Origin of the sequence: Clostridium sartagoforme AAU1 (assembly GCF_000401215.1) — a bacterium.
GTDB classification, from domain to species: domain Bacteria; phylum Bacillota; class Clostridia; order Clostridiales; family Clostridiaceae; genus Clostridium; species Clostridium sartagoforme.
In genome coordinates this window covers 1-26,629 of sequence record NZ_ASRV01000112.1, presented here as the reverse complement: position 1 = coordinate 26,629, position 26,629 = coordinate 1, and the positions used below count along the sequence as shown (strand labels likewise).

Sequence of the window (26,629 nt, the reverse complement as noted above, 5' to 3'; positions counted from 1 at the left end):
ATGAATTATAAAAAAATTATAAATGAAATTAAGGGAATAGCTCTAACTATATTAGGAAGTATTATAATAGTAGCAATAGTAAATACAGAAGTGCTAGCTAGTGCTAAAGTTCAGCAAGAATCAATGGAAAATACATTATATAGTGATGAAAAACTTATAGTTGATAAAGTTAGTTACAATTTTACAACTCCTAAAAGAGGAGATATTATAATATTTTTTGATAATGAAGAAAAAGGAAATATACTTGAAGAAGGATATGAATATTTGAAAGAAATAGCATCAATTTCATATAATACAGACACTAGAACAAGGCTTGTTAAAAGAGTAATTGGAATTCCAGGAGATGAAATAGATATAAGGGATGGTTACGTATATTTAAATGGAAGTATATTAGAAGAGTTATATGTTAAAGGTGAAACTTATAGCAGAGATAAAGAATTTCCTATTAAAGTGGAAGAAGATACAGTATTTGTACTTGGTGATAATAGAGAAGTAAGTAAAGATAGTAGAAACTTTGGACTTGTCAATATCAATCAAATTGAAGGAAAAGCAATATTTAGAATATCACCTTTTAACAGACTTGGATTTATAAAATAAAGTAATCTAAGATTTATTTCACTATTAACTTTTCATTTGTAATATTAAGGAGCGTGATGTTAATTGAATACACAAATTATAATTGTCTTAGTGTTAAACTTTATAATTTCATTACTTGGAACATTGGCTTATTCAGTTAGGCTAGTAGGGGTTAGAACTGGTAAAATAGCAGTAACATTTGCAGTTTTTAATGTATTGATGCTTGTTTCTAGAACAGCAGTAACATTTCAAAGTCCTTTATTAACAAAGTTTGTAGAAAGTAATCCTAGTAGTGGGGATTTGATTAATATATTTAATTTAATAATAATAATTTCAGGTATTGCATCTATTGTGGGGGCCTTTTTAATACCAACATTTCAGCAAATGTTTAGTAAGGCAGTAAATCATTTTTCTACAGAAAGATCTATTCCTAAACTTATAATACATAGCTTTTCAAAAAATGGTGTAAAGTATATGAAAGATAGTATAGCAATTCCTGTAAAAGAAAGCTTAACTAGTATAAATTTTAAAAGGTTACCTAAGAAAATTTTGTTTTATAATTTTATATCTGTAGCTATTATTACAGCAGGAGCTTTTGCACCAATATATGCTGGCAGCATAGCTCCAGAACTTAGAATGACTTGTTTATCTTTATCACCAATAATAAATGGAACAGCAACAATACTTACATCAATTTTTATTGATCCACATTTATCTATCATGACTGATGATGTAGTGGATGGCAAATGTAGTGAAGAAGATTTTAGAGCTTGTGTTATAGCAATGGTAGGAAGTAAAGTAGTAGGTACTTTTGTAGCATTAATATTATTTGTACCAGCATCATACTTAATTGCCTTCGTAGCTAATTTTATATAACTTTTAATTTATTCTAGTTATTTTATATCCTTTATCTTCTAATAACTTTAACATGTTATCTTCACCAATGAAATGACCTGCTCCAACTGCTATTGTATGTTTTTTACCATCCTTAGTTAATTCAACTATTTTATTTACCATATTAATATTTCTATCAGTAAGCATTATTTTATAAGTTTCAGGTTCATTACTCTTCATTTCATTATTTACTTTTTCAATGAATTCAATATCTCCATTTTTATAAGCGTTAAAAAGTTTCTCAGAATTATTTACTTCTTCATTAATATTAGAATCAGAGTGAGTAGATAAATATTTTTTTAAATAATCCCAAGTGAAAGTTTTATTACCAATATCAATTTGTAAATCACATCCCTCCAACTCATTTATAACTACATCATCTCCCTTAGATTTACGGGAATTCATTTCATTAATTATTAGTAAATCTAATCCATTTCCTAGTATGCCAGCTTTGGAGTAACATAATACAGTTAATAGGCTATTTAAAGATGAAGGAGTCAAATATTTAATAGTACTTATATTAAAATTAGGACTTAATGATTTGAATATAGAAGATAATTTTTCAATTTCATCTTCAGACAAGTAATTTTCTATAGTTTCTCCATTCTTTAGATATCCAGATGATTGAACATTCTTAATAGTTTCATTTTGGGATAAATCAAGTTCCACAGATAGTACATCAGTTTCATCAATTATTTTCTTTATATTATCATTAAAAAAATTCACTTTATTATCACCAATATGAATAGTTCCAATCAAAGTAATAGTAGTATTTTCATTAGTTGCCTCCCAAATGTAACCTCTTGAAACTTCCTTTTCGGTAGCTCCATTATTGCATGATATTAATGGTATTATCAAAAAAGAAATAAGGAAAAAACAAAGTAAACTTTTAATTTTAGAAAAACTCTTCATAATAAACTCTCTCCTTCATACAAATTACTTACTATATTATACCATTTAATTACAGTTTATGGAAAATTTTAAATATATTATATGTTGTTCATAAAACAAGATATTTTTGCAGAGATTAAGGTTTGTTTATACGTTTACATTTGGTATTATTAGCTTACAGAAAGGAAAGACATAAGAAATTATAAATAATTATTAGGGGGAGTTTTTATGAAAAAAGTTTTGGCTACAGTTATTTGTGCTTCAATGATGCTAGGAATGGTTTCATGTGGAGGAAAGACAGAAGGAGCTGATGTGAAAAAAGAGGAAACGGCTTCAAAAAATTTAGTTGTTTATTGTCCACATCCATTAGAATTTATTGATCCTATAGTTGCAGAATTTGAAAGTGAAACAGGAGTACAAGTAGATGTTGTTGCTGCTGGAACAGGAGAATTACTAAAACGTATAGAATCAGAAAAAGATAATCCTCTTGGAGATGTTATGTGGGGAGGATCATTAGGAACATTGGAACCTAAAGTTGATTTCTTTGAAGCTTATACATCTGCAAATGAAGCAGACTTAATGGATGATTGTAAAAATACAGATGGAAAGATAACAAGATTCTCAGTAATACCAAGTGTTCTTATGATAAATACGAACTTAATTGGAGATATTAAAGTAACAGGCTATGAAGATTTATTAAAACCAGAATTAAAAGGTAAAATTGCTCATGCAGATCCAGCAAAGTCATCATCATCTTTTGAACATTTAGTAAATATGCTTTATGCAATGGGAAATGGAACTCCAGAAAATGGATGGGATTATGCAGATAAATTAGCAGGAAATTTAGATGGTAAGTTACTTTCAGGCTCATCAGCAGTATATAAAGGAGTTGCAGATGGAGAATATACAGTAGGATTAACTTTTGAAGAAGGTGGAGCTAAATATGTTAAGGATGGATCACCTGTTGAAATAGTTTATATGAAAGAAGGAGTTATATCTAAACCTGATGGAGTTGCAATAATAAAAGGTGCTAAAAATATGGATAATGCAAAGAAATTTATAGATTTCTTAACTAGTAAAGAAACTCAAACTATGGTTGCTTCTGAGTTAAGTAGAAGATCAGTAAGAAAAGACGTTGATCCAGCAGAAGGTTTAAAAGCAATTAAAGATATAAATATTATACAAGATGATGCAGATGTTGTTAAAGATAATAAGCAAGCATGGATAGATAAATTTAAAGAAATATTTACTAATAAGTAAGAATTAAGGGGATTAGTCTATTTATTAAATAGACTAATTCCTAAATAAAATGAGGAGGAAGCAAAATGAGCGTTTCAATTAAAGCATCAAATGTAATTAAAAAATATGGAGATAATGTAGTAATTCCTGATTTGAATTTAGATATAAGAAATGGTGAATTCTTTACTTTACTAGGTCCTTCAGGTTGTGGAAAAACAACATTTTTAAGAATGATAGCAGGTTTCAATTCAATAGAGGGCGGAGAAATAAGTTTCGAGGATAAAGTTATAAATGACATACCAGCCCATAAAAGAAATATAGGAATGGTGTTCCAAAATTATGCAATATTTCCACACTTAACAGTAAAACAAAATGTGGAATATGGATTGAAGTTAAGAAAGCTTCCTAAGGAAGAAATGGAAAAGAAAGTAGCAGATATTTTAAAAGTAGTTAAAATTGATGATTATAAGGATAGATTACCAGAAAGATTATCAGGAGGACAACAACAAAGAGTTGCATTAGCTAGAGCTATTGTAATTCATCCAAGCGTATTACTTATGGATGAACCTCTTTCTAATCTAGATGCAAAATTAAGAGTTGAGATGAGGAGTGCAATTAGAGATGTACAAAAGGAAGTTGGAATAACAACTGTTTATGTTACACATGATCAAGAAGAAGCACTTGCAATTTCAGATAGAATAGCTGTAATGAAGGATGGAATAGTCCAACATGTTGGAACTCCAGAACAAATATATACAAGACCTAAAAATATATTTGTATCTACTTTTATAGGACATTCAAATTTATTTAAAGGTATTATTGAAATAAAAGAAAATAATAAATATGTTAAATTTGAAAAGGGATATAAAGTTAAAATGACAAATTTAAAGGATGAAGTAAAGGATGGTCAAAAAGTAGTTATAGCAGTTAGACCAGAAGAGTTTATTTTATCAAATAGTGGATTAGAAACAAAAGTTAAAACAGCTACTTTCCTTGGAAGATACACAAATTATGAAATTGTATTTAATAGCAAGGAAATATTAGATGGACAAGCTTCCATTGAACTATCACAAGATATTGGAACATCAGAAAAGATTTATAGCGAAGGAGATAGCTTATATCTAGAAGTAAATCCAAAGAAGATAAATGTTTTCACAGAAGATGGAGAGGAAAATTTAATAAAAGGAAGTGAAAACTAATGAATGATAGTATAAAAAATAAATTTAAAATAAAGTTTGATTTTTGGAACGTAGTTACACTTATTATAGTACTTATATTTGCAGTATTTTTCATATATCCATTGTTTTCACTATTTATAAGTGGATTTAAGGATGCAACCACAGGAAGTTTTACTTTTGCAAACTTTACGAAATTCTTTGAAAAGAAATATTATTATAAAGCACTTATAAATTCTTTTACAGTAACTATATTTGTAACTCTATTAGCTGTATTAATAGGTTCACCATTAGCTTACTTAACTACTGCGTTTAAGATAAAGGGTAAGAAGCTAATTGAGGTTTTAATTATTATATCAATGCTATCACCACCATTTATAGGGGCTTACTCATGGGTTTTACTATGTGGAAGAAGTGGAGTAATAACTAAATTTTTTGCAGACAATCTAGGAATAACTCTTCCACCTATATACGGTTTTGCAGGAATACTTTTAGTATTTACCTTGAAATTATATCCGTTTATATATTTGTATGTTTCTGGAGCATTAAAAAAGATAGATGTATCTTTATTAGAAGCATCAGAAAGTTTAGGATGTAAACCAATAAAAAAAATAGCAACATTAATATTACCATTAATATTACCAACTTTATTGGCAGGAAGCCTATTAGTATTTATGAACGCATTAGCTGATTTTGGTACACCAATGTTAATTGGAGAAGGTTATAACGTAATGCCAGTACTTATATATTCAGAATTTATAAGTGAAGTTGGAGGACAAGCAAACTTTGCAGCTGCATTAGCAACAATAATGGTATTAATTACTTCAATCATTTTTATAGCACAAAAATATGTAGTAAATAAAAAATCTTTTACTATGAGCTCATTAAGACCAATGGTTGCAAAAGACTTAAAAGGTGTAAAAAATATTTTAGCTCATATATTTGTATATATAGTAGTGCTTTTAGCAATTGTGCCTCAATTGACAGTTATATATACATCCTTCTTAAATACGAAAGGTTCAAGATTTGTAAATGAGTTTTCATTAAAAAGTTATAAAACAGTATTTAATAAATTAGGATCAGCAATAACTAACACTTATACTTATGGAATAGTTGCAATAGTCATTATAGTTATTCTTGGAATGTTTATAGCTTATATTTCAACAAGAAGAAAGAATGCTATAACATCTATAATAGATACAATAACTATGTTCCCTTATATAATTCCAGGATCAGTACTTGGTATTACTTTACTACTTGCATTTAATAAAAAGCCATTGGTATTAAGCGGAACATTTGTTATAATAATAATAGCATATGTAGTAAGAAGACTACCATACACTTTGAGGTCTAGTGCAGCAATACTTTATCAAATTAGTCCAAGCATGGAAGAAGCATCAATCAGTTTAGGATATTCTCCAGTAAAAACATTCTTTAAGGTCACAGCAGTTATGATGTTGCCTGGGGTTTTTGCAGGGGCAATTCTTAGTTGGATTACAGTAATAAATGAACTAAGTGCATCAGTTATATTATATACAGGTGGAACGAAAACCTTATCAGTTTCAATTTATACAGAAGTAATTAGAGCAAGTTATGGAACAGCAGCTGCATTATCTACAATACTAACTATAACAACAGTAATTTCACTATTAATATTCTTTAAGGTTTCTGGAAGTAAGGAAATAAGTTTATAAAATATAAAAAGCCAGTTTTACTGGCTTTTTTCTGCAATATAAGAAAAAGGTGAGAATATGGTTAAAAAGTTTAAAAATACAGTGATGTAATTAGAAGTGCTATTATATGGTATGCTATAGTTCCAATTATAGTAGTTTCAATATGCGCATATATAATATTATTTTTTTTAGGAAATAAACTTATTTTTAAAGAAAATATTAATAATAATAAGTATGTAGCTAATTTAATGGAAGAAAATATTGATGAGTACACTTCATTAATAAAAAGTATATCAATAGATGAATATATTATTTCTGATATAAAAATGGAGATAAATCACAGCCTATTTATGATATACTTTATAAGTTTGTAAATAAAAGAACTGTAAAAAGTAATTTTTATATATTTGACAAACAAGGAAATATGATTATGGGAAATAAAAATATAAAGCCAGATTATATACAAGAAGATAATATATTTATGTGGGGCATATTTAGTAGGATGAAACTAAGACCAAATGAAGTTATAACTATGATTAATAGAGGTCATCAAGAAAAATACAGCTATGGAATACTTACGCTAGGAAAAGCAATAAAATATGAAGATGAAATAGTAGGATATATAATTTTTGATTTATTAGATGAAGATATATTTAATCTTATTACAGGCTTTACTACAAGTGATGTAATAATAACGGATAAACATAATATTGTTGCAGCAACTAATAATAAGTATAGTGATCAGTTATATAGATTAAAAAGTGATTTTAGACAACAAAGTGGCTATATTAACTTAGAAAATAAAGACTACTATATTGAAATAACATCTATTAAAGATACGACTCTTTTTGTTTATACAATAACAAGCTTAGATTTCTTTAATAGAGCATTTTTTATAGGAGGAATATTTCTAATTATATTATTTTTAGTTATTTTTTCTTTTATGCTATTATGGTCTAAAAAGATTGCTCATAATAAGACTGTATCAATTTACGAAATAGTTAATGCAATTGAAAGTGTACAAGATGGGGATTTAGATACAAAACTTAATATTAATTCAGAAGATGAATTTGGAATAATAGCAAATGCTTATAATAATATGTTAATAGATATTAAAAATCTTATTGAAAGTAATAAAGAAGAAGTTGCACTTAGGATGCAAAGTGAAATTAAACAATTAGAAGCACAATTTAATCCTCATTTCTTATTTAATACTCTTGAAACAATAAGAATAATGATTAAATTAGATAAAAACATTGCAGGTAATATAATTATAAATTTATCATCAATATTAAGATATGGAATTAATAATGAGATACATTCAGTAAAGTTAAAAGATGACATTGAATACATAAACAATTATTTAGAGATATTAAAATATAGGTTTGGAAATAAGCTTCAATTTAATATAGAAATTGAAGAGGAAGCACTAGAGTGTGTTGTGCCTAAGCTGATCTTACAACCTATAATAGAAAATTCTATTAAATACGGTTTTGAAAAAAAAGCAATGTTAAATATAAAAATAACATCTGAAATTGAAGAAAGTAAAATTTCTATACTAATTAGAGATAATGGAATTGGAATTTCAAAAGAAAGAATGAATTATCTAAATAATATTTTAAATAAAAAAATAATGATACAGATAGTATTGGTCTATACAATGTTCATAAAAGGATTAAGCTTATATATGGAGAAGAATATGGTATCAATATACAAAGTAATGAGGGGGAAGGGACTTTAGTAAAAATTATTTTACCTAATATATAAGGGGGAATGAAAAATGTATAAGCTTATTATCGTTGAAGATGAAGAGATAATAAGAAAAGGGCTAGTACATACTATAGATTGGTTATCTATGGGATTTACAGTTATTGCAGAAGGTGAAGATGGAGAAGATGGTCTTAGGTTAATAAATGAATATAAACCAGATCTTGTTATTACAGATATTAGAATGCCTAAAATGGATGGCTTAGAAATGCTTAGTTTAGCTAAAAAACTTAATGGTTTTGAGAGCATTATACTGACAAGTTATGGAGAATTCGAATATGCTAAAAAAGCTATATCTATGGGAGTAAGTGATTATATTTTAAAACCTATAGATGAAGAAGAATTGTTTAAATTAATTTCACAAATAAGAAAGAAGATAGATGAAATAAAGTTTTACGAGAGAATGAAAATGTGTACAAGCAATAAGGAAGAAATAGATTTTACTAATCTTAAGATTTATATAGATTCTAAAGACATAAATACTTATGTAAAATATGCAATAAACAAGATAAAAGATGGATATAATGAAAAATTAAGTATTGAGAGTTTAGCAGAAGAACTTGGAATTAGTCCAAGTTATTTAAGTAGAAAATTCAAAAATGAAACAACATATACATTTTTAGATATGCTTAATAAATACAGAGTACAAAAAGCTGTAGAAATAATGATAAAAGAAAAAGATAGATTTAGAGTATATGAAATAGCAGAAATGGTTGGATTCGGAGATTATAAACATTTTTGTGTAGTATTTAAAAAGTACACAAACTTAGCACCTAAAGATTTTGTAAGAGCTAAAAGTATAGTCATTAAATAATGGTAAAGTTTTCTTTCAAGAGTTTTTGATTTAGAAAATTTAGTATATAATGTTTATAAATAAAGGGAGGTATAAATTATGAAAAACGCAGAATATTACATAAAAAATCTAGAAATGATACCACATGTAGAAGGAGGTTACTTTAAAGAGTCATTTTTATCAGGAGATAAGGTAAAAGAAAATAAAAATCTATGGAGTAGTATATATTTTCTTTTAAGAACAGGCGAAGTATCGAATTTTCACAGGTTAAAATCTGATGAGTTATGGTATTATCATGATGGGGAAGCACTTACTATCTATATGATAAGTCCAGATGGAAATCTTATAACAAAGCAACTTGGTATAAATATAGAAGATGGAGAAGTTCCACAGGTTTTAGTACCTAAGGGTTATATATTTGGATCAGCTATGAATAATGAAGGATTTTCTTTAGTTGGATGTATGGTTGCTCCAGCATTTGAGTATGAAGAGTTTGAGTTATTTGAAAGAACATATCTTTTAAATTTATATCCAGAGCATAAAGATGTAATATTGAAACTTACAAGAAAAGAATAAAAAATTTTAGAAAGTAATAAATTTATTTTGTTTATAAAATAAATTTATTACTTTTTTTCTTATAATATATACATAAAATGTAATTATATGGTATAATGTGTCACGTAATTTAAAAATGGAGAAGATGAAAAATGAGATTTAGAAAAATGATTTATATTATTATTCCAATAATTATAATAGAAGGAGCAATCATAACTTTAAATAAATACTAGAAAAGTTTTGCTTTGGACATAATAAAAAGAATATCTATAACAATAATTCTAAAATATCAGCAGCTAATGATAATTTTTCTTACATATATAAAAAGGGAACAAATGAAAATGGAAAAACAAATATTTGTTTTAAGTTTACTGGAATGGATACTATTTGGAGTATTATTTCTGAAAATGATGCCATGATATCTATAAATTTTAGTTCTGATATAGAATTAGGGACTTTTAAAGTGGTTTTAATAGATCCAAATAATAATATAACAAATATTCTAGAACAATCACAGGAAGGAACTGAGGTTTATAAAGTAAAAAAGGGGAATAATAGAATTAAAATTGTGGCAAAGGAAGCTAAAGGAAAGCTAAAGCTTGATATAACGCCAGAAAAAGATGGATTAGAAATAGACATAATATCTACCAATTAAAAATAATGTTATAAGAATATAGGCAATATAATAATTATTATATTGCCTATATTCTTATATTTAGTTAAATGAATTATAAATAGCGTTTATACCTTTTTCAAAATCATCATTTTCTATACCGATTAATATATTAATTTCACTTGAACCTTGATCAATCATTCTAATATTAATATTGTTAGAGCTTAAGGCAGAGAAAATTTTAGCTGCAATTCCTTTATTAGAGGACATACCATTACCAACTGTTGCAATAAGTGCCATATTGGGATGAACAACTATAGAATCAGGAGTACAAGTTCTTCTTATTTCATCAACTAAAATATCAGTTTTATTTTTTAATTGAGAATCAGATATAACTACACATACAGTATCTATACCAGATGGCATGTTTTCAAATGAAATACAGTTTTGCTCTAGAATAGAGAGAACCTTTCTACAAAATCCAAGTTCTGTATTCATCATTGCTTTTTCAATTGAAATTACAGTAAAGTCTTTTTTACCGGCTATTCCTTTTATAGGATTATCATAATCTGGTTCCATGTCTTTAACGATTAAAGTTCCTGGGTCAAGTGGCATATTTGTATTTTTAATATTAATGGGTATTCCCGCATTTCTTACAGGAAAAACTGATTCTTCATGCAAAACAGATGCTCCCATATAAGAAAGTTCTCTTAACTCACGATAAGTGATTTTTTTTATTTGCATTGGATTTTTAACTATCCTAGGATCAGCCATTAAGAAGCCTGATACATCAGTCCAGTTTTCATATAAGTCAGCGTTTATACTAGCAGCAATCAATGCACCAGTAACATCAGATCCGCCTCTTGAAAATGTAACTATATTGGCATTAGAATCTGATCCATAAAACCCTGGGATAACAGATTTTTCACTTTTAGAAAGAACGCTGTTTAAAGCTTTATATGTAGCATCAGTATCTAAACTTCCATATTTATTGAATATAATTACATCTTTAGCATCAATAAATTTAAAATTTAAATAAGTTGCAAGAATAATACCATTTAGATACTCCCCCCTACTTGCAGCATATTCTTTGGACGCTCCATTTTCGATGTCATTTTTGATTTTTTGTAAATAATTATCTATATCTAGAGATATTTCAAGCTCACAAACTATAGCTTTATATCTGTTAGATATAAGGTTAAATACATCATCTAATGGAATACCAGATTCGATGTGAGCATGACAAAGATATAAAAGATCGGTAATTTTGAAATCTTTAGAGTTTCTTTTTCCTGGTGCAGAAGGTATTACAAATTTTCTTCTATCATCAGATAAAATAATTTCTCTAACCTTCCTAAATTGATTAGCATCAGCTAAAGAACTTCCCCCAAATTTTGTAACTATTGTATTCATATATAGCCCCCTTATAAAAGTATTTACTATATATTAACAATAAATTCATAAAATCTCAAATGAAAAATAAAAAAAATTTAGAGTATCAAAAAAAAACTTTGGAATAATAAAACTATAAAATAAAAAGTAGGTGAATCTATGAAAAAATTTTTAATTACTACATTTTTTATAACTCTATTATCTTTGAATTTATTAGCTTACAATACCTATGGATTCATTATAGAAGATGATACATATATAAATAATACAAAAAGAGATTTATTAGTATTGATGCTAGCATATAAAGAGGAGATAAAAGAAATAGAAATCTCAAAAGACAATTACATATACTTAATTTTAAATAATAATAGCAAAATATTATATGATGATAAAAAAGAAAAAAATAGAGATTCTAAAGTATCTAACTCAGATGTTCAAGATACATTAGAAGAGATATATCCTCTAGAAAGTATAGACAAGGTTTTGGAAGGCATTGATCCAGGAAGAAGCAGATGTTATTCTTTGCTTAATGGACTTTATGGAGGTAATAGGAAAGAAGTTGAGAAAAATCTATCTAGTATTTCAACCTTATGCGGAAATATTACTTTTAATAAGAACGCGAGAGCTGGTGAATCATTAAAAAAAGCATTAAATGAAGCAAAGGAGTTAGCAAATAATAAAAATAAAATAAATAACTTTATTTTTCCTATAAGTGGAGGCTATAATTATAGGGTAATTCAAGATACAGGAAGGCTTAGTCCTCATGCCTATGCAATAGCAATAGATTTAAATAGAAACAACTCAGATTATTGGAAATGGGTTGATAAGTCAAAGGGAAGTAAAAGAATTGAAGAATATCCTAAAGAGCTAGTAAAAATATTTGAAGATAATGGATTCGTTTGGGGTGGAAAATGGGAGCATTTCGATATATTACATTTTGAATATAGGCCTGAAATTATATTAAAAAGTAAGTATTTTGGAAGCTCCTCAAATATAAATGAAAGTAAATGGTATGATGGAGTTCCAATAAATGCTGAAACAGAAGAGATTATAAATATAATAGATAGTAAAATATAAAATTAAAGCTATGTTATTTTAAGAATTAAAAGACTAAATTAACATAGCTTTAAAAATAATAACTATAGGTATAAAACAAAAGTAAATTAAGATAAGTGTAATTTGGAGAGGATTGTTTAAAAAAATGAGAATTTGTAAAAATGCAATTTAAAAAAATTTATAGTATAATTAAAAAATCAGTTTATTAAGAAAAATAATAGAGTTTTAAAACTTTTAAGGAGAGTCGATGTATTAAATGAAGGTTATTAAACGAGATGGAAATGTAGCTAATTTTGATAAGAAAAAAATAAGGGCTGCAATTTCTAAAGCTATGAAAAATGGTAGTGGAATTTATTTAGCTGATATAGCAAAGCTTATAGCAAATGATGCAGAAAAATATTTTAGTAAGCAAAGTGATACTCCAACAATACATAAAATAGAATCCTATGTATATGATAGGCTTGTTCACTATGGACAAGTTGTGACGGCTAAATCTTATGAGGGATATAGAGCAGTTCAAGAATTTAAGAGAAATACTAATACAACAGATGAAAGTATTTTAAGTCTTCTAAATAAAACTAATGAAGATGTTATAAAAGAAAATTCAAATAAGAATTCAGTTATAGCTGCAACACAAAGAGATTTAATTGCAGGAGAAGTATCAAAGGATATATCAAGACGAAGACTTATTCCAACTCATATAGTTCAGGCTCATGATGAGGGGACGATACATTGGCACGATATGGATTACACTCTTTCAAATATTTTTAATTGTTGTTTAATTAATTTAGAAGATATGCTGAACAATGGAACAGTTATAAATGACAAACTTGTAGAATCACCAAAATCTTTTAGTACAGCATGTACTGTAACAACACAAATTATGGCGCAAGTGGCAAGTAATCAATATGGCGGACAAAGCATAACAATAAAGCATTTAGCTAAGTTTTTAAAAATAACAGAAGAAAAATATTATAATATTTTTATAGAAAAATGTAATGATGAAGCTTTGGCAAGGGAATTAGCTAAAGATATGAAACATAAGGAATTAAAAGATGGAGTACAGACTATTAGGTATCAATTGTCAACCTTACAAACTACTAATGGTCAGTCACCATTTTCTACCATTTATTTAGAAATTGAAGTTGGAAATGAATATGAAGAAGAGATGGCTTTAATTTGTGAGGAAATGATAAAACAAAGGTTAGAAGGAATGAAAAATTATAAAGGACAAGAAATAGGAGAAGCCTTTCCTAAATTAGTATATCTTTTAGATGAACATAATTGTCTAGAAGGTGGAAAATATGATTATATAACTAAATTAGCAGCAAAGTGTACAGCAAAAAGACTTGTCCCAGACTATCAATCAGCTAAGATAATGAGACAAAATTACGAGGGAAATACATTTCCACCAATGGGCTGCCGTTCTCACTTAAGTACATTTAAAACCGAAGATAATGAGTATAAATGGTATGGAAGATTTAACCAAGGAGTGGTTTCACTTAATCTCCCACAGATTGGAATAATAGCAGATGGAGATATGGAACTATTTTGGGATATGTTAAACCAAAGGTTAGAACTTTGTAAAGAAGCACTTTTAACAAGACATAATATGCTTCTTGGAACGTTATCAGATGTTTCTCCTATCCACTGGCAGCATGGAGCAATTGGAAGATTAGAAAAGGGAGAAAAAATAGATAAGCTACTTAAAAATGGATATTCCACATTATCCTTAGGATATGTTGGTATATACGAAATGGTCCAAGCTATGTTAGGTGAAAGCCATACAAGCGAAGAAGGTGAAAAGTTTGCACTAGAAGTAATGAATTATATGAATGATTGTTGCAAAAAGTGGAGAGAAGAAACTGGATTGGGCTTTAGTTTATATGGTACCCCAGCAGAAAACCTAATATATAGATTTTGTAGAATAGATAAAAGTAAATTTGGAATTATACCAAATGTCACAGATAGATTATATTATACCAATTCATATCATGTACATGTGTGTGAAGAAATAGATGCATTTAGCAAACTTAAATTTGAATCTCAGTTTCATAACATAAGTTTAGGAGGATGTATTTCTTATATAGAGGTTCCTGATATGAGTAAAAACTTAGAAGCTGTGGAGCAAGTAATTAATTTTATATATCACAATATACAATATGCAGAAATAAATACAAAGCCAGATATATGCTATAAATGTGGATATACAGGAGAAATTAAGTTGGATGAAAACTTAGAATGGGTTTGCCCATCCTGTGGGAATAGAGATGAATCAGAGATGCAAGTTATGAGAAGGACTTGTGGATATATAGGAACAAATTTCTGGAATAAAGGGAGAACAGCAGAAATAGGAGATAGAGTTTTACATTTATAATATATTTACAAACATTTATTAGGTTTATAAATATATTAGATAAGACATAAATAATATCTTATCTTAAAAAAATACTAGTAGAAGGTTTTATAAATGAATTATGCTAAAATAAGAAAATTTGATGTTAGTAATGGACCTGGAGTAAGAACAACATTATTTGTAAGTGGATGTACTAATAATTGTGAAGGATGCTTTAATAAAGATTTACAAAACTTTAATTATGGAGATAAATGGACCAAAGAAATAGAAGACAAGTTTATAGAGTATGTTAAAAATACTAATGTAAATGGAGTTAATATTTTAGGTGGAGAACCCATGGATCAAATAAAAGACAAGGATTTATATAATTTATTAAAGAGAATAAAAGATGAAACTAAAAAAAGTATTTGGTTATGGTCAGGATATCTATATGAAGATATATTAAAAAATGAAGACAGAATGGCTATGTTATCTTTTGTAGATGTATTAGTTGATGGTAGATTTGAAATAAATAAAAGAAATATATCTTTAAAGTATAGAGGCTCAAGTAATCAAAGAGTTATAGATATACCTAAAAGCATAGAGAATAGAGGTATAGTAGAAATATAATATTTTTACAGTAAATAAACGGAGCTAGTTTTTATAGCTCTGTTTATTTTTTACTATTATAATTTTATAATGGTATAGGTGACTGAATATATTTAAGATTATATTAATTTATAACAGCAACTAAAAATTAAATTGATAAATGTTAACTTTTTCATATAGTATATTGACAATTATTATAAAGTTTTGACAATATATAATTTATATTTTGACTAAAAATATAAATTATTGGATAATTAAATTGTAATACAAAAATGTTAGCGAGGTGGATGTATGATTAAAAATTTAAAGGTTAGAGTAAAAATATATATATTAACTACTACATTGACATTAATGATGCTTGTTATTGGTGGAATTGGTATATTTCAAATTAATAAGGCTGATGAAAGAATGCAAAAAATGTATAATGAGAACTTTTTATCAGTATTAAATCTAAATAATAGCATAAATGAAGAGAGAAGTATTGAAGCAAGCATTTATAAAATGATTCTAAATAGTGAGAATAAAGAATATCAAAAAGAAGAACATGAGAAAATAATAAATAGTGAAGAAAAATTTAATGAAAGTTTTAGCAATTATAAAAATATATATATTGATGAAAATACAAGCAAGGCAATAATAGGGTTAGAAACTAAATTAAACTCATACAGAGCAGAACAAAAAAAAGTTATTGATTTAGCTTTATCAGGAAATGAAAGTGAAGCCAAGAAAAAATTAGAGGAAATAGAGATAAACTTAGGTGAAGGTTTTAGATATGAATTAAATAAACTTTCAAATTATACGAACACCTTAGCTGAAAATATAAAAACAGAAAATGAACAAGCTGTAGATAAATTAATATCATTACTAATTATTAGTATCATAGCAGTATTTTTTATTGGAATAATAGCTGCTGCTATTATAACTAAAAATATTATCAAGCCATTAAAATTAGCAGTAAGAGAGATGGAAGAAATCTCAAAAGGTGATTTTTCAAGAGGAATTGATAAGAAAATTTCAAATAGAAAAGATGAGCTTGGAATAATCTTGAAATATATAGGAACAATACAAGATTCTTTAAGTAATTTGATAAAAAATGTTAAAGTACAATCAAAAAATACAGAAGTTTCTATAATAAGCATAAACGACAATATGAATAATCTAAATGATTCATTAGAAAATATTGCAGCAACTTCAGAAGAAATAACAGCAGTAATGGAAGAAACCTCTGCATCAACACAGGAAATCGATCACTCAATTAAGAGTATTGAATTATCTATAGAATCAATTGCTAACAAGGCAAATGAAGGAGCGGAGATAGCAAGTGAAATAAGTAAGAGAGCATTAGATAATAAAAGTTCTGTTAGTTTAGGATTAGAAAATACAAATAATATCTTATACAACTCTAAAGTGTCACTAAAAGATGCAATAGATAAAACTAAGGTAATCAATAAGATTTATGAATTATCTGAAATAATAATAGAAATTACAGAACAAACCAATCTTTTAGCGTTAAATGCATCTATAGAAGCTGCAAGAGCTGGTGAAGCAGGAAGAGGATTTTCAGTTGTAGCTGAAGAAATAAGAAAGCTGGCAGAAGCTTCTAAGGAGTCTGTAATAAAGATAAAAGAAACAGGAAACGATATATCAAGTGCGGTTAACAGTCTTATTGATGGCTCTAATAATTTGATTAAATTTATGGATGAGGATTTACAAAAAGAATTCTCCAATATGATAACTGTTACAGAAACTTACAGAAATGATGGAGAATTAATAGATAGTATTGTACGTGAATTTAATAAAATTTCTAGTGATTTATTAATATCAATAAAAGAAATATCAGATATTATGGATGGAGTATCTAAAGCAACAATAGAGGGAAGCAACGGAATAACTAATATATCTAATAAAATTGTTGATGCAAGCAATAAATCAGATGAAACTATGCTCAACACAAATAAGGCTATGGAAAGTTCAAATAATTTAAATATCTCAATAGATATATTTAAAATAAAGAAATAAATACAAGGTACTATAGAAAAGTAATTCTATAGTACCTTGTATTTTAAGTAGATTTGACATCATATTTATAATTGAAAAGTATATCCTTTTTAGAGTTAGGACCCACAGTTATATTAAAACATGGATTACCATTTGCATCAATATCATACTTATCAGTAGAATAATCTATTTCCCAAGGAGCAAAAATTGGCTCACATATTTTTATAGGAATTTCTTCATCTTTTGTGTTAGTTATTATATAAAGAACTTGCTTAAACATATAATCTTTGTATTTTTGAAAATTAATTAAATTTCTCTGTGAAGTAACATCAAAGGCTTTTCCCATTACAAAAGAAACTTCCCTATCTTTTGCAATACCTTTTATAGAACTACCACCAACAAACTCTAAATTTTCACCATATTTAGTATATGAGTTTATACTGCCGGATGGAAGTGGAATTCCTAAATTATTTTCAGTTGTATTTTGAAATTTAATTACTATGTTAGCATTTATAGAGTCATATCCAAAATCATAAAGTTTAGTATATTTAATTCCTCCTCTAAAGAAATTCTTTATACGTTTTATTGTATTATTAAGAAAAGAATATTTGCCAGGAATAGTATAAATATAGTAATCAATAATTCCACTATCAACTATCGTACTTTCTAGAGTAGTAGACTGAATAGGGGTATTAATTAAATATAAGTTTTTATAAGCTAAATTAACATCTCCAGCAATAACTTTTAATGTTGTATTGTTATAATCTATTCCAGATTTATTTACAAGATTAAACCAACAGTGAATTTCCAGAGTTTCTTCTTGTAAAATTATTACATAACTGCTAGACCATCTTATATTATCAGTAAGATAGCTTAGTTTAATATTATCTAGTTTTTTATCTGTCCCTTTAATTAAAATTGAATTAGGAATTAAACTTTCACAATTACTACAAGATATTGTATTTGAGTCTTTAGCATTACAACAAATATAGTTAAAAATCATTGCAAAATCATCTACCCCCAATACAATAACAGAAGTTTCATTTAAAAACTTACTTATGTCCAAATATTCAATAGTGACATAGGGGTTAGAATCAGGTTTAGGCTTTAAAATCTCTCTAGTTTCATTAACTAGTGCTGTATTGGTATAAACTGTTAGTGAAAGGTCTTTATTTTGTAAATTAGTAGATTTTATATACATGCTTAATCCTCTTATAATCATTTATATATTAATATAATATATATAATTATAACTAATGTGAAAATAATAGATTAATATTGTACATAAATATAAAAGCTTATGTATTGGATAATACATAAGCTTTTATATTAACTAATCATTCAATAACTCTTTAACATAGTTTGGAAGCATAAATGCACCTATATGTAAGTCAGTATTATAATACTTAGTTGATAAATTTAAAGACTTCCAGTTATCAGCATCAAAATCTTTTAAAGGGTGTATCTTTTTTGATGCAAAACAAAACATCCAATGACCTGATGCATAAGTAGGCATATGATATTGATAAGCCTCACAAATATTGAAAATCCCTTTCAGTTTACTGAAGGATCTTTTCATTTCCTTTGAATTATGAGGATAGTAAGGACTTTCGCATTGATTTATTAAGATTCCCTTTTCTGTTAATGAGGCAAAACAATCTTTATAAAATTCAGTTGTAAATAATCCCTCTCCAGGTCCTATTGGATCGGTAGAGTCTATTATAATTAAATCATATAAATTTTCTTTACCTTTAACAAATTTAATCCCATCTTCGAAAAATAAGTTAACTCTTCCATCATCTAATTTACAAGATGTAAAAGGTAAGAACTCTTTTGAAGCTTTAACAACAGCTTCATCTATTTCAACCATATCTATATTTTCAATATTATTATATCTTGTTAATTCTCTAACAGTACCGCCATCTCCAGCACCTATTACCAGCACATTCTTTATATTTTTATTAGTAGCCATAGCTACATGAGTTATCATTTCATGATAAATAAATTCATCTTTTTCAGTAACCATTGTCCAGTTATCAATTACAAGTACTCTTCCAAATTCATAAGTATCTAATACATCAATCTTTTGAAATGGGCTTTGTTCAGAATACAAATGATTTTTAACCTTCATAGAAAAATTTACATTTTGAGTTTGATTTTCAGTATACCATAATTCCATATCCATATCTTAACCCTCCATTTTATGTTTTACTTGAATATTATCATATGCTCCGTTGGAAAAGGCCTTAACCTTATCAACTAAACCTCTTGCAACTTCAGTAGATTCACTTCTTTCAGCTTTTAGTGCATCTTCAAGATACTTAAATGCAAGCCAAGGATTAACAGTATCACCACATGTAAAAAGATCTACTGATGCATAACCATATTCAGGCCATGTATGAATTGTAAGATGAGATTCCTGGATTATAACGGCACCGCTTACTCCCCAGGGATTAAATTTGTGGAAACAACTAGTAACTATTGTAGCATTTGAGGCAATAGCAGCTTCTTTCATATGCTCTTCTATAATAGAATGATCCTTTAAAATTTCCTTGTCACAGTTATAATATTCCACTAAAATGTGTCTTCCAAGTTGTTCAATTTTCATAAAAATCCCTCCAAAATTATAAATTTAATTCCATCCAATAGATAGATATTTAATTAGCAAAAATGCTTCGCTCATGAAACCTCCTAAAAATATATAAAAGTTTAGTAATAGTAAACTTTGAGTTAAACTATACTAACTATATCATTTTAGCAATGAGATAAAATCTTGTCAATAAATATTTTTAGTGTACAAAGATAAAATAGTTTGTACTAATATACAAAAAATTCAAAATATGTGGAAAGTTTTAAATTAATGAATTACAATTGGAATAAGAAATGATTTCCATAATAGAATTATATAAGTAAATGTATAAACTTTAAAATGGAAACGTTTCCGAAGAGATCTTTGATAATTTAATATAAAAAGGAGGATTTTTATGAGGGTAAAAAGTGTTTTAAAACACAAAGCTAAGCTAAGTATCTTTACACTTATACTATTTTGTTTAACATTAATACCTGTGCCTAATAATGTAGTTAAAGCAGAAACTACTGGGAATCAAAAAGTTAAAGTTAGATTCTTTAAAGAAGATAGTGACTATTCTGGATGGAATATTTGGACTTGGTGGCCAAGTAATGATGGTAAAGCAATTGATTTTACACATGAGGATGAAAAAGGTGTATATGCAGTAATTGATGTACCTGCATCTGGAGAACTTGGACTAATAGTAAAAAAAGGTGAATGGGAAACAAAGGCAACAGGAGAAGTTAAATATGACTTATCTAAAGGAGAAGCTGAAATTGTAATTACAGCTGGAAAATTAGATAGTGGAAATAATGCAGAACCAAAAAGTATAGAATATGAGCCTTTATATAAGAATTTTGATAAAATTAATATTAAAGTAAATTATAATAGACCTAATAAAGATTACCAAGGATGGTCTTTATGGAACTGGATTACAGGAGGTTCTACAGGGGTAGAGGGAATTTTTGATAAACAAAATGAATTTGGAGCAGAAACAACAATTTCTTATACTGATATTAAAAGTGCTACAAAGACAATAGGTACTAAAGGGAAATATGGGAATTGGGAAAAAGAAGATAGTTTTGAAAGAATAATAGACTTAGCATATTTAGATTGCAATGGTGATTTAGAAGTTTTTTATAAGCAAGATGATAATAAAACTTACTATGTTAAGCCAGCAGTAGTTGAAGAAGATGGAATAGTTGCAGATGAACTTGTTAATCAGCCTGGAGGAAAAAGTAAATGGTATATAGCAGGTTCTTTCCAAGGATGGAATGCTAGCAATCCAGAAACTCAATTAAAACATTTAGTTGATGGTTTTTACGAATATTCAACAGTTTTACAAGCTGGTGAACATGAGTTTAAAATTGTAAAGAATGGAACGTGGGATGGATTCAGCAATAATGGAAATAACTTTATTTTAAATTTAGCTGAAAAAACTAAAGTTAATTTTTATGTTAATGAGGAGCTAAATCAAATTAGAATAAATGTTCCAGGAGTTGATGGATTATCTCAATATGTTCCAGAATTAACTAGTGATAAATGGCCAAGATTAGTTGGAGATATCCAATCAGTATTTGGTGAAGGAACTTGGGCTCCTGCAAATGCTAAGCAAATGTTTGTTGATTATAACTTTGATGGAAGTGTGTACAAGCTACAAAGGAATTTACCAGTAGGAAAATTTGAAGCTAAGGTAGCCTTTGGAGCAAATTGGGATGAAAGTTATGGAAGTAATGATGGAGCTAATTTAGTAGTTAATGTTTTAGATGTAGCAGATGTTACTTTTACTATTGATTATAAAGGTAACAAGATATTAACTCATAACTACAAGCCAACAGAAGGAAATTTTGATGGGCTTATAAATAAATCAGCAATAAAATTTGATTCAAGAAGTATAACATATAAAAAACCATTTGGTGCAATAAAAGAAGAAACTGAGGATTTAACATTAAGAATTGGGGTTGCTAAAGATGATGTACAAGTTGCAAAAACTGAACTTATAGATGGCAATGGAATAGCAAAAAGCTACGATATGAGAAAAGCAACAACAATAGGAGAAACAGATTATTATGAAGTAATAATACCAAAAACAGATTTTAAGGGTATTGGAATATGGAGTTATAAATTTATATTAGTTGATGGTAAAACTAAGGTTGAATATGGTGATGATGGTTTAAGTGGTGGAAGTGGTACTACTGCAGAAGAAGGTGCACTGCCATATAATTTAACAGTATACGCTAAGGATTATAAAACTCCTGATTGGATGAAGGATGCTATAGTATACCAAATATTCCCGGATAGATTCTTTGATGGGAATGAAGATAACAATAGAGCAAAGTTAATAGATGGATATAGAGGTTATACTTTAGAAAATGGAGAAATTAAACCATATAAACTTCAATATTTCGATGGTGGAGTTAATGGTGAACCTTCACAATCACAAGTATGGGGGGATTGGAGTGATTATCCAGAAAATCCAAGGCATAGTACTCCAGAAAATAAGCCATATTATCCTAATTCAGAAACAGATAATGTTTGGACAAATGAGTTTTATGGTGGAGATATTCAAGGAATAGAACAAAAGTTAGATTATTTAAAATCTATAGGTGTAAGCGTTATTTATTTAAATCCAGTAGCATGGGCAGCATCTAACCACAAATATGATGCAACTGATTATAAATCTTTAGACCCAATGTTTGGACAACCTATTTATAATAAAGTTGGTGATGCTACTTCAGGATTAAATTATGAGGCAACAAGAGCAGCTTCAGATAGAATTTATCAAGCATTTGCTAAAGCTGCAGAAGAAAAAGGTATTAAATTAATAGCAGACGGAGTATTTAATCATGTTGGTGATGATTCTATATATTTTGATAGATATGAGAAGTATCCAGAAATTGGTGCTTATGAATATTGGAGAAAAGTATGGGATAAAGTAAATACTGGAATGTCTCAAGAAAAAGCAGAAAAAGCAGTAATTAAAGAATTTGAAAGCATTAAAAATCCTTTAACTGGTAAAAACTATTCTTATCCAGAAGATTTTGAATTCACAAATTGGTTTAAAGTAGAAAATGAGTGGGTTGTAAGGGATAAGGACGGAAATAGCTTAGAGAAGAAAGACCAACATTATAAATATGAAGGTTGGTGGGGATATGATTCATTACCAGTAATGGAAGCTAAAGAACCACAAGCAGGGGATGAATTAGCCATTTCAGGAAATCATGAATGGAATAATGTTGATTATAGAGAAAATGTTATTGGATATGATTTAAATGCTATGACTGAAGAAGAAGCACAAGAGCAAATTCAATATGCAGCATCTCAAAGATGGATGTGGATGGGAGCAAGAGGATGGAGATTAGATGTTGCTCCAGATGTATCAACAGCTACATGGCAAAAGTTTAGAGAAGCTGTTAAATCAACTGCAGGGAAATTGGATGCAAATGGAAATGTAATTGATGATCCGGTTATATTAGGAGAAGAATGGGGAGTTGCAACTCATTATTTATTAGGAGATCAATTTGATTCAGTAATGAATTATCAATTTAGAGCTGCTCTTCAAAATTATATAATGAATGGTAATGCAGAAAACTTTAATAATGCACTAGAAGTTATTAGAGAGAATTATCCAAAAGAAGCTTGGCAAGCTATGTTGAACCTAGTAGATTCTCATGATACTATTAGAAATATAACTAAAATAGATAATCCTACATGGGAAGAGGAAAATACAAAGATTGCTCCAGAAGCTTCAGATAATGCATTGAAACTTCAAGCTTTAACTGCAATCTTCCAAATGGGATATCCAGGAGCTCCAACTATTTATTATGGTGATGAAGTTGGTGTAACAGGAACTAAAGACCCAGATTCAAGGAGAAGTTTCCCATGGGAAAGAGTTTCAGAAAATAATGGAGATTATTCAGCAGTTGGAAGATATTCAGAGTTATTTAATGTTTATAAAAAAGCATCAGAAACAAGAAATGAAAATCTTGATTTATTTGCAACTGGTGAAATTCAAACTGCATATTCAAGTGATAATGTAATTGCTTATGCAAGAAGAAATTCTGAAAAGGGAGCATTGTTAGTATTAAATCAATCAGCTGAAGAAAAAACTATTGAAGCAGATGTAACAGGATTTTTACCAGAAGGATTAAGTTTAAAAGATAAGTTATATGGAAATATAACATCAACTGTTAAGGATGGAAAAGTTCAAATTACAATTCCAGCTCAAACAGGATTAATGATGGTATCTACTAACAATATTGTAAGTGTTGAAAAGGTACAAGGACTTAAAGCTAATGCAGAGCAAGGAAAAGTAATATTAACATGGAATGATGTTAAAGGAGCTACTAAATACAATGTTTACAGAACTAATCTTGAAGGTCAAAAGGCTGAAAAGATTGACTCAATAGATAAGCCAAGCTTTGAAGACAAGAGTGTTGTTGATGGCGTAAGATACTATTATTATGTTACAGCAATTAAAGATGGTGGGGAAAGTGACTTTAGTGATTCAGTAACTGCACTTCCATCATATACTATTAAGTCAATTAGTATGCCTAATTTAGTAAATGATTTAACTATTGGAATAGGAAATAAAACAGAAGAAATAACTGTAAATGTAAATATTCCTGGATTAACTGATAATGAGGAATATAAAGGAAAAGATATTCCAAACTTTGAAGTTAAGTTAATGTATTACAAAGAAGGAACATCAAAGGATAATGCAAATAGTACTAAGCTAAGATATAAAGCAGATGCTGAAGATGGAACAAAAGTTTACTATGCATCATTTGAGCCAACAGAAGCTGGTGTATATAATTATTATGCTAGAGGTACTACAAATGCAGGTGATAATTACACAGAATCAGAAGAAGTAACAATGAAAGCTATAATGAGTACTGAAGATACTACAGCGCCAAGTGCACCTGTATTAAGCGATATAGTTGTAGAATCTAATAGAGTAAAACTTGATTGGACATCAGATGAATCAGATGTAGAAGGATTTGAAATATATCGTAAAGAAGGAAATAATGAATTTGTAAAAATTTCTGTAGTAGATAAAACTGCTAAGGAATTTGTTGATTTTACAGTAAGTAACGATAAAGAGTACACTTATAAAGTTGCTGCTTATGATAAGTTCTATAATAGAGCTGATTCAGAAGGAAAAACTGTTACTCCAAAATTAGTTATGGTTGATGTAACATTAAGATTACACATTCCAAGCTATACACCTGCTACAGATGATATTTATATTGCTGGGGACTTAAATGGATGGAATGCTTCAGGTGGAAGGCTTACTGTTCCAAGTGGTGCAACATCTAGAGATATAGTGGAGTATAAATTTAAAATGATGGCAGGAAAGAGCATTCAATATAAGTACACAAGAGGTTCATGGGCTACAGAAGCATTTACAAGTCATAATCGTCTTGCAAATGATACAGAAGACTATGGAAACTGGGCTTATAGTTCTACTGATACTAATATGAAATTAACCGTTAAAAATCAAGGTGGAAACTCAATGGTAGTTGATGATTATATACTACGTTGGGGTGATATGCCAATGACTATTTCGATGCCAAGAATTTCTTATGGGGAAAATATTGAATATGAAACTTCAGATAAAGAATTTACTTTAAAAGCTAGTGTTCCATATGGAGTTAAGTTTACAATAAACGGTGAAGATATTAATACATTATATCCTAACGCTATGGATGAGTATGGTAATGTATATGTAGAAGGAATAAAATTAGAATCTGGTATCAATGAATTTAAACTTGGTATAAAGCCAACACAAGAAACTATTGATTTACCTTGGTATACTGATGATGGCAGAGCTTCACAAGCAACTAAGGAAATAATAATGAAGGTTAACTGTACAGCAGATCCAGATGAAGAAAATCCGAAAGACGTAAAAGTAACAGGAGTAAGTTTAGATAAGACAACATCAGAATTAAAGATAAACGAAAATTTAGAGTTAAAGGCAAGTATTTCACCAGCAGATGCAACAAATAAAGAAGTTACATGGACTTCAAGTGATGAAAAAGTTGCAAAGGTAGATGAAAATGGAAAAGTAACAGCAGTAGGAGAAGGAAAAGCAACAGTAACAGTTACAACAAAGGATGGAAGCTTTAAGGCGGTATGTGAGGTTACTGTAGCAGCAGAAGAAGTGCCAGTAATAAGAGCAACAGGAATAAGCTTAGATAAGATATCTGTAGAATTAAAAATAAATGAAAACTTAGAATTAAAGGCAAGCATTGAACCAGCAGACGCAACAAATAAAGAAGTTACTTGGACTTCAAGTGATGAAAAAGTTGCAAAGGTTGATGAAAATGGAAAAGTAATAGCAGTAGGAGAAGGAAAAGCAACAATAACAGTAACAACAAAGGATGGAGACTTTAAGGCTACATGTGAAGTTACTGTAAAAGCAGATAATGAAAATCCTGATCCTGTAGAAAATGTAGTTGAAAAGATAGAAAATCCTAACGGAAAAAATCAAA

20 protein-coding genes are annotated in these 26,629 nt (G+C 28.2%); 15 read left to right on the top strand and 5 right to left on the bottom strand.

The annotated features are described in order from the left end of the window. Together lepB and A500_RS09005 are read left to right on the top strand one after the other, a co-directional pair. Nucleotides 1–597 (top strand): signal peptidase I (lepB, locus tag A500_RS09010; RefSeq protein ID WP_016207268.1); only part of this gene is annotated, 597 nt, incomplete at its 5' end. 63 nt (nucleotides 598–660) lie between these two features. Continuing rightward, complete coding sequence (locus A500_RS09005) at nucleotides 661–1,452, top strand: lipid II flippase Amj family protein (RefSeq protein WP_016207267.1); 792 nt, start codon at nucleotides 661–663, stop codon at nucleotides 1,450–1,452. A gap of 3 nt (nucleotides 1,453–1,455) precedes the next feature. Here A500_RS09005 and A500_RS09000 read toward each other — a convergent pair whose 3' ends face one another. Next, on the bottom strand, nucleotides 1,456–2,382 hold the full coding sequence (locus tag A500_RS09000; RefSeq protein WP_016207266.1) for a TraB/GumN family protein: 927 nt from the start codon (nucleotides 2,380–2,382) through the stop codon (nucleotides 1,456–1,458). A 207-nt stretch (nucleotides 2,383–2,589) separates the two neighbouring features. Between A500_RS09000 and A500_RS08995 the strand changes: the two genes are divergently transcribed. From A500_RS08995 to A500_RS08965, 8 genes are all read left to right on the top strand, one after another. Beyond that, nucleotides 2,590–3,621 carry an extracellular solute-binding protein gene (locus A500_RS08995; protein ID WP_016207265.1) on the top strand — a complete coding sequence of 344 codons (1,032 nt, stop codon included), beginning with the start codon at nucleotides 2,590–2,592 and terminating at the stop codon, nucleotides 3,619–3,621. Nucleotides 3,622–3,686: 65 nt separating this feature from the next. Beyond that, on the top strand, nucleotides 3,687–4,799 hold the full coding sequence (locus A500_RS08990) for an ABC transporter ATP-binding protein (protein ID WP_016207264.1): 1,113 nt from the start codon (nucleotides 3,687–3,689) through the stop codon (nucleotides 4,797–4,799). Beyond that, a complete protein-coding gene (locus A500_RS08985; RefSeq protein ID WP_016207263.1) occupies nucleotides 4,799–6,469 on the top strand; it encodes an ABC transporter permease in 1,671 nt (556 codons plus the stop codon). The genes A500_RS08990 and A500_RS08985 overlap by 1 nt, the downstream gene beginning before the upstream one ends. 227 nt (nucleotides 6,470–6,696) lie before the next feature. Next, nucleotides 6,697–6,822 (top strand): hypothetical protein, encoded by a 126-nt coding sequence (locus A500_RS21690; RefSeq protein WP_278245111.1) that lies wholly within the window; start codon nucleotides 6,697–6,699, stop codon nucleotides 6,820–6,822. A 56-nt stretch (nucleotides 6,823–6,878) separates the two neighbouring features. Beyond that, nucleotides 6,879–8,189: a sensor histidine kinase gene (locus tag A500_RS08980; RefSeq protein ID WP_016207262.1), complete on the top strand. Its 1,311-nt coding sequence runs from the start codon at nucleotides 6,879–6,881 to the stop codon at nucleotides 8,187–8,189. A 39-nt stretch (nucleotides 8,190–8,228) separates the two neighbouring features. Continuing rightward, on the top strand, nucleotides 8,229–9,029 hold the full coding sequence (locus A500_RS08975) for a response regulator transcription factor (protein ID WP_016207261.1): 801 nt from the start codon (nucleotides 8,229–8,231) through the stop codon (nucleotides 9,027–9,029). 78 nt (nucleotides 9,030–9,107) lie between these two features. Beyond that, nucleotides 9,108–9,584: a cupin domain-containing protein gene (locus A500_RS08970; protein WP_016207260.1), complete on the top strand. Its 477-nt coding sequence runs from the start codon at nucleotides 9,108–9,110 to the stop codon at nucleotides 9,582–9,584. A 355-nt stretch (nucleotides 9,585–9,939) separates the two neighbouring features. Next, entirely contained in the window at nucleotides 9,940–10,218 is a 279-nt protein-coding gene (locus A500_RS08965) for a hypothetical protein (protein WP_157453633.1), read from the top strand. A gap of 60 nt (nucleotides 10,219–10,278) precedes the next feature. On the opposite strand, the gene A500_RS08960 is transcribed toward A500_RS08965, so the two are convergent. Continuing rightward, the gene (locus A500_RS08960; RefSeq protein WP_016207258.1) at nucleotides 10,279–11,589 is read right to left on the bottom strand and encodes an aspartate kinase; all 1,311 of its coding nucleotides are present in this window, start codon (nucleotides 11,587–11,589) and stop codon (nucleotides 10,279–10,281) included. Nucleotides 11,590–11,727: 138 nt separating this feature from the next. Between A500_RS08960 and A500_RS08955 the strand changes: the two genes are divergently transcribed. The 4 genes from A500_RS08955 (at nucleotide 11,728) to A500_RS08940 (ending at nucleotide 17,587) form a co-directional block, all read left to right on the top strand. After that, a complete protein-coding gene (locus tag A500_RS08955) occupies nucleotides 11,728–12,645 on the top strand; it encodes a M15 family metallopeptidase (RefSeq protein ID WP_016207257.1) in 918 nt (305 codons plus the stop codon). Between the two features lie 235 nt (nucleotides 12,646–12,880). Further along, a complete protein-coding gene (gene nrdD, locus A500_RS08950) occupies nucleotides 12,881–15,001 on the top strand; it encodes an anaerobic ribonucleoside-triphosphate reductase (protein WP_016207256.1) in 2,121 nt (706 codons plus the stop codon). Between the two features lie 93 nt (nucleotides 15,002–15,094). Continuing rightward, nucleotides 15,095–15,589: an anaerobic ribonucleoside-triphosphate reductase activating protein gene (gene nrdG, locus A500_RS08945; protein ID WP_016207255.1), complete on the top strand. Its 495-nt coding sequence runs from the start codon at nucleotides 15,095–15,097 to the stop codon at nucleotides 15,587–15,589. A gap of 270 nt (nucleotides 15,590–15,859) precedes the next feature. Continuing rightward, on the top strand, nucleotides 15,860–17,587 hold the full coding sequence (locus A500_RS08940; RefSeq protein ID WP_016207254.1) for a methyl-accepting chemotaxis protein: 1,728 nt from the start codon (nucleotides 15,860–15,862) through the stop codon (nucleotides 17,585–17,587). A 43-nt stretch (nucleotides 17,588–17,630) separates the two neighbouring features. Here A500_RS08940 and A500_RS08935 read toward each other — a convergent pair whose 3' ends face one another. The 3 genes from A500_RS08935 to speD all read right to left on the bottom strand — a co-directional run bounded on the left by A500_RS08935 (nucleotide 17,631) and on the right by speD (nucleotide 20,174). Beyond that, nucleotides 17,631–18,767, bottom strand: a complete 1,137-nt coding sequence (locus A500_RS08935; RefSeq protein WP_016207253.1) for a DUF4139 domain-containing protein — start codon at nucleotides 18,765–18,767, stop codon at nucleotides 17,631–17,633. 132 nt (nucleotides 18,768–18,899) lie between these two features. Continuing rightward, complete coding sequence (speE, locus tag A500_RS08930) at nucleotides 18,900–19,745, bottom strand: polyamine aminopropyltransferase (RefSeq protein WP_016207252.1); 846 nt, start codon at nucleotides 19,743–19,745, stop codon at nucleotides 18,900–18,902. 9 nt (nucleotides 19,746–19,754) lie between these two features. Next, nucleotides 19,755–20,174: an adenosylmethionine decarboxylase gene (speD, locus tag A500_RS08925; protein ID WP_016207251.1), complete on the bottom strand. Its 420-nt coding sequence runs from the start codon at nucleotides 20,172–20,174 to the stop codon at nucleotides 19,755–19,757. Nucleotides 20,175–20,550: 376 nt separating this feature from the next. On the opposite strand from speD, the gene A500_RS08920 reads away from it, so the two are divergent. Then, nucleotides 20,551–26,629: alpha-amylase family glycosyl hydrolase (locus tag A500_RS08920; RefSeq protein WP_016207250.1), on the top strand; the 6,079-nt coding region annotated here is incomplete at its 3' end.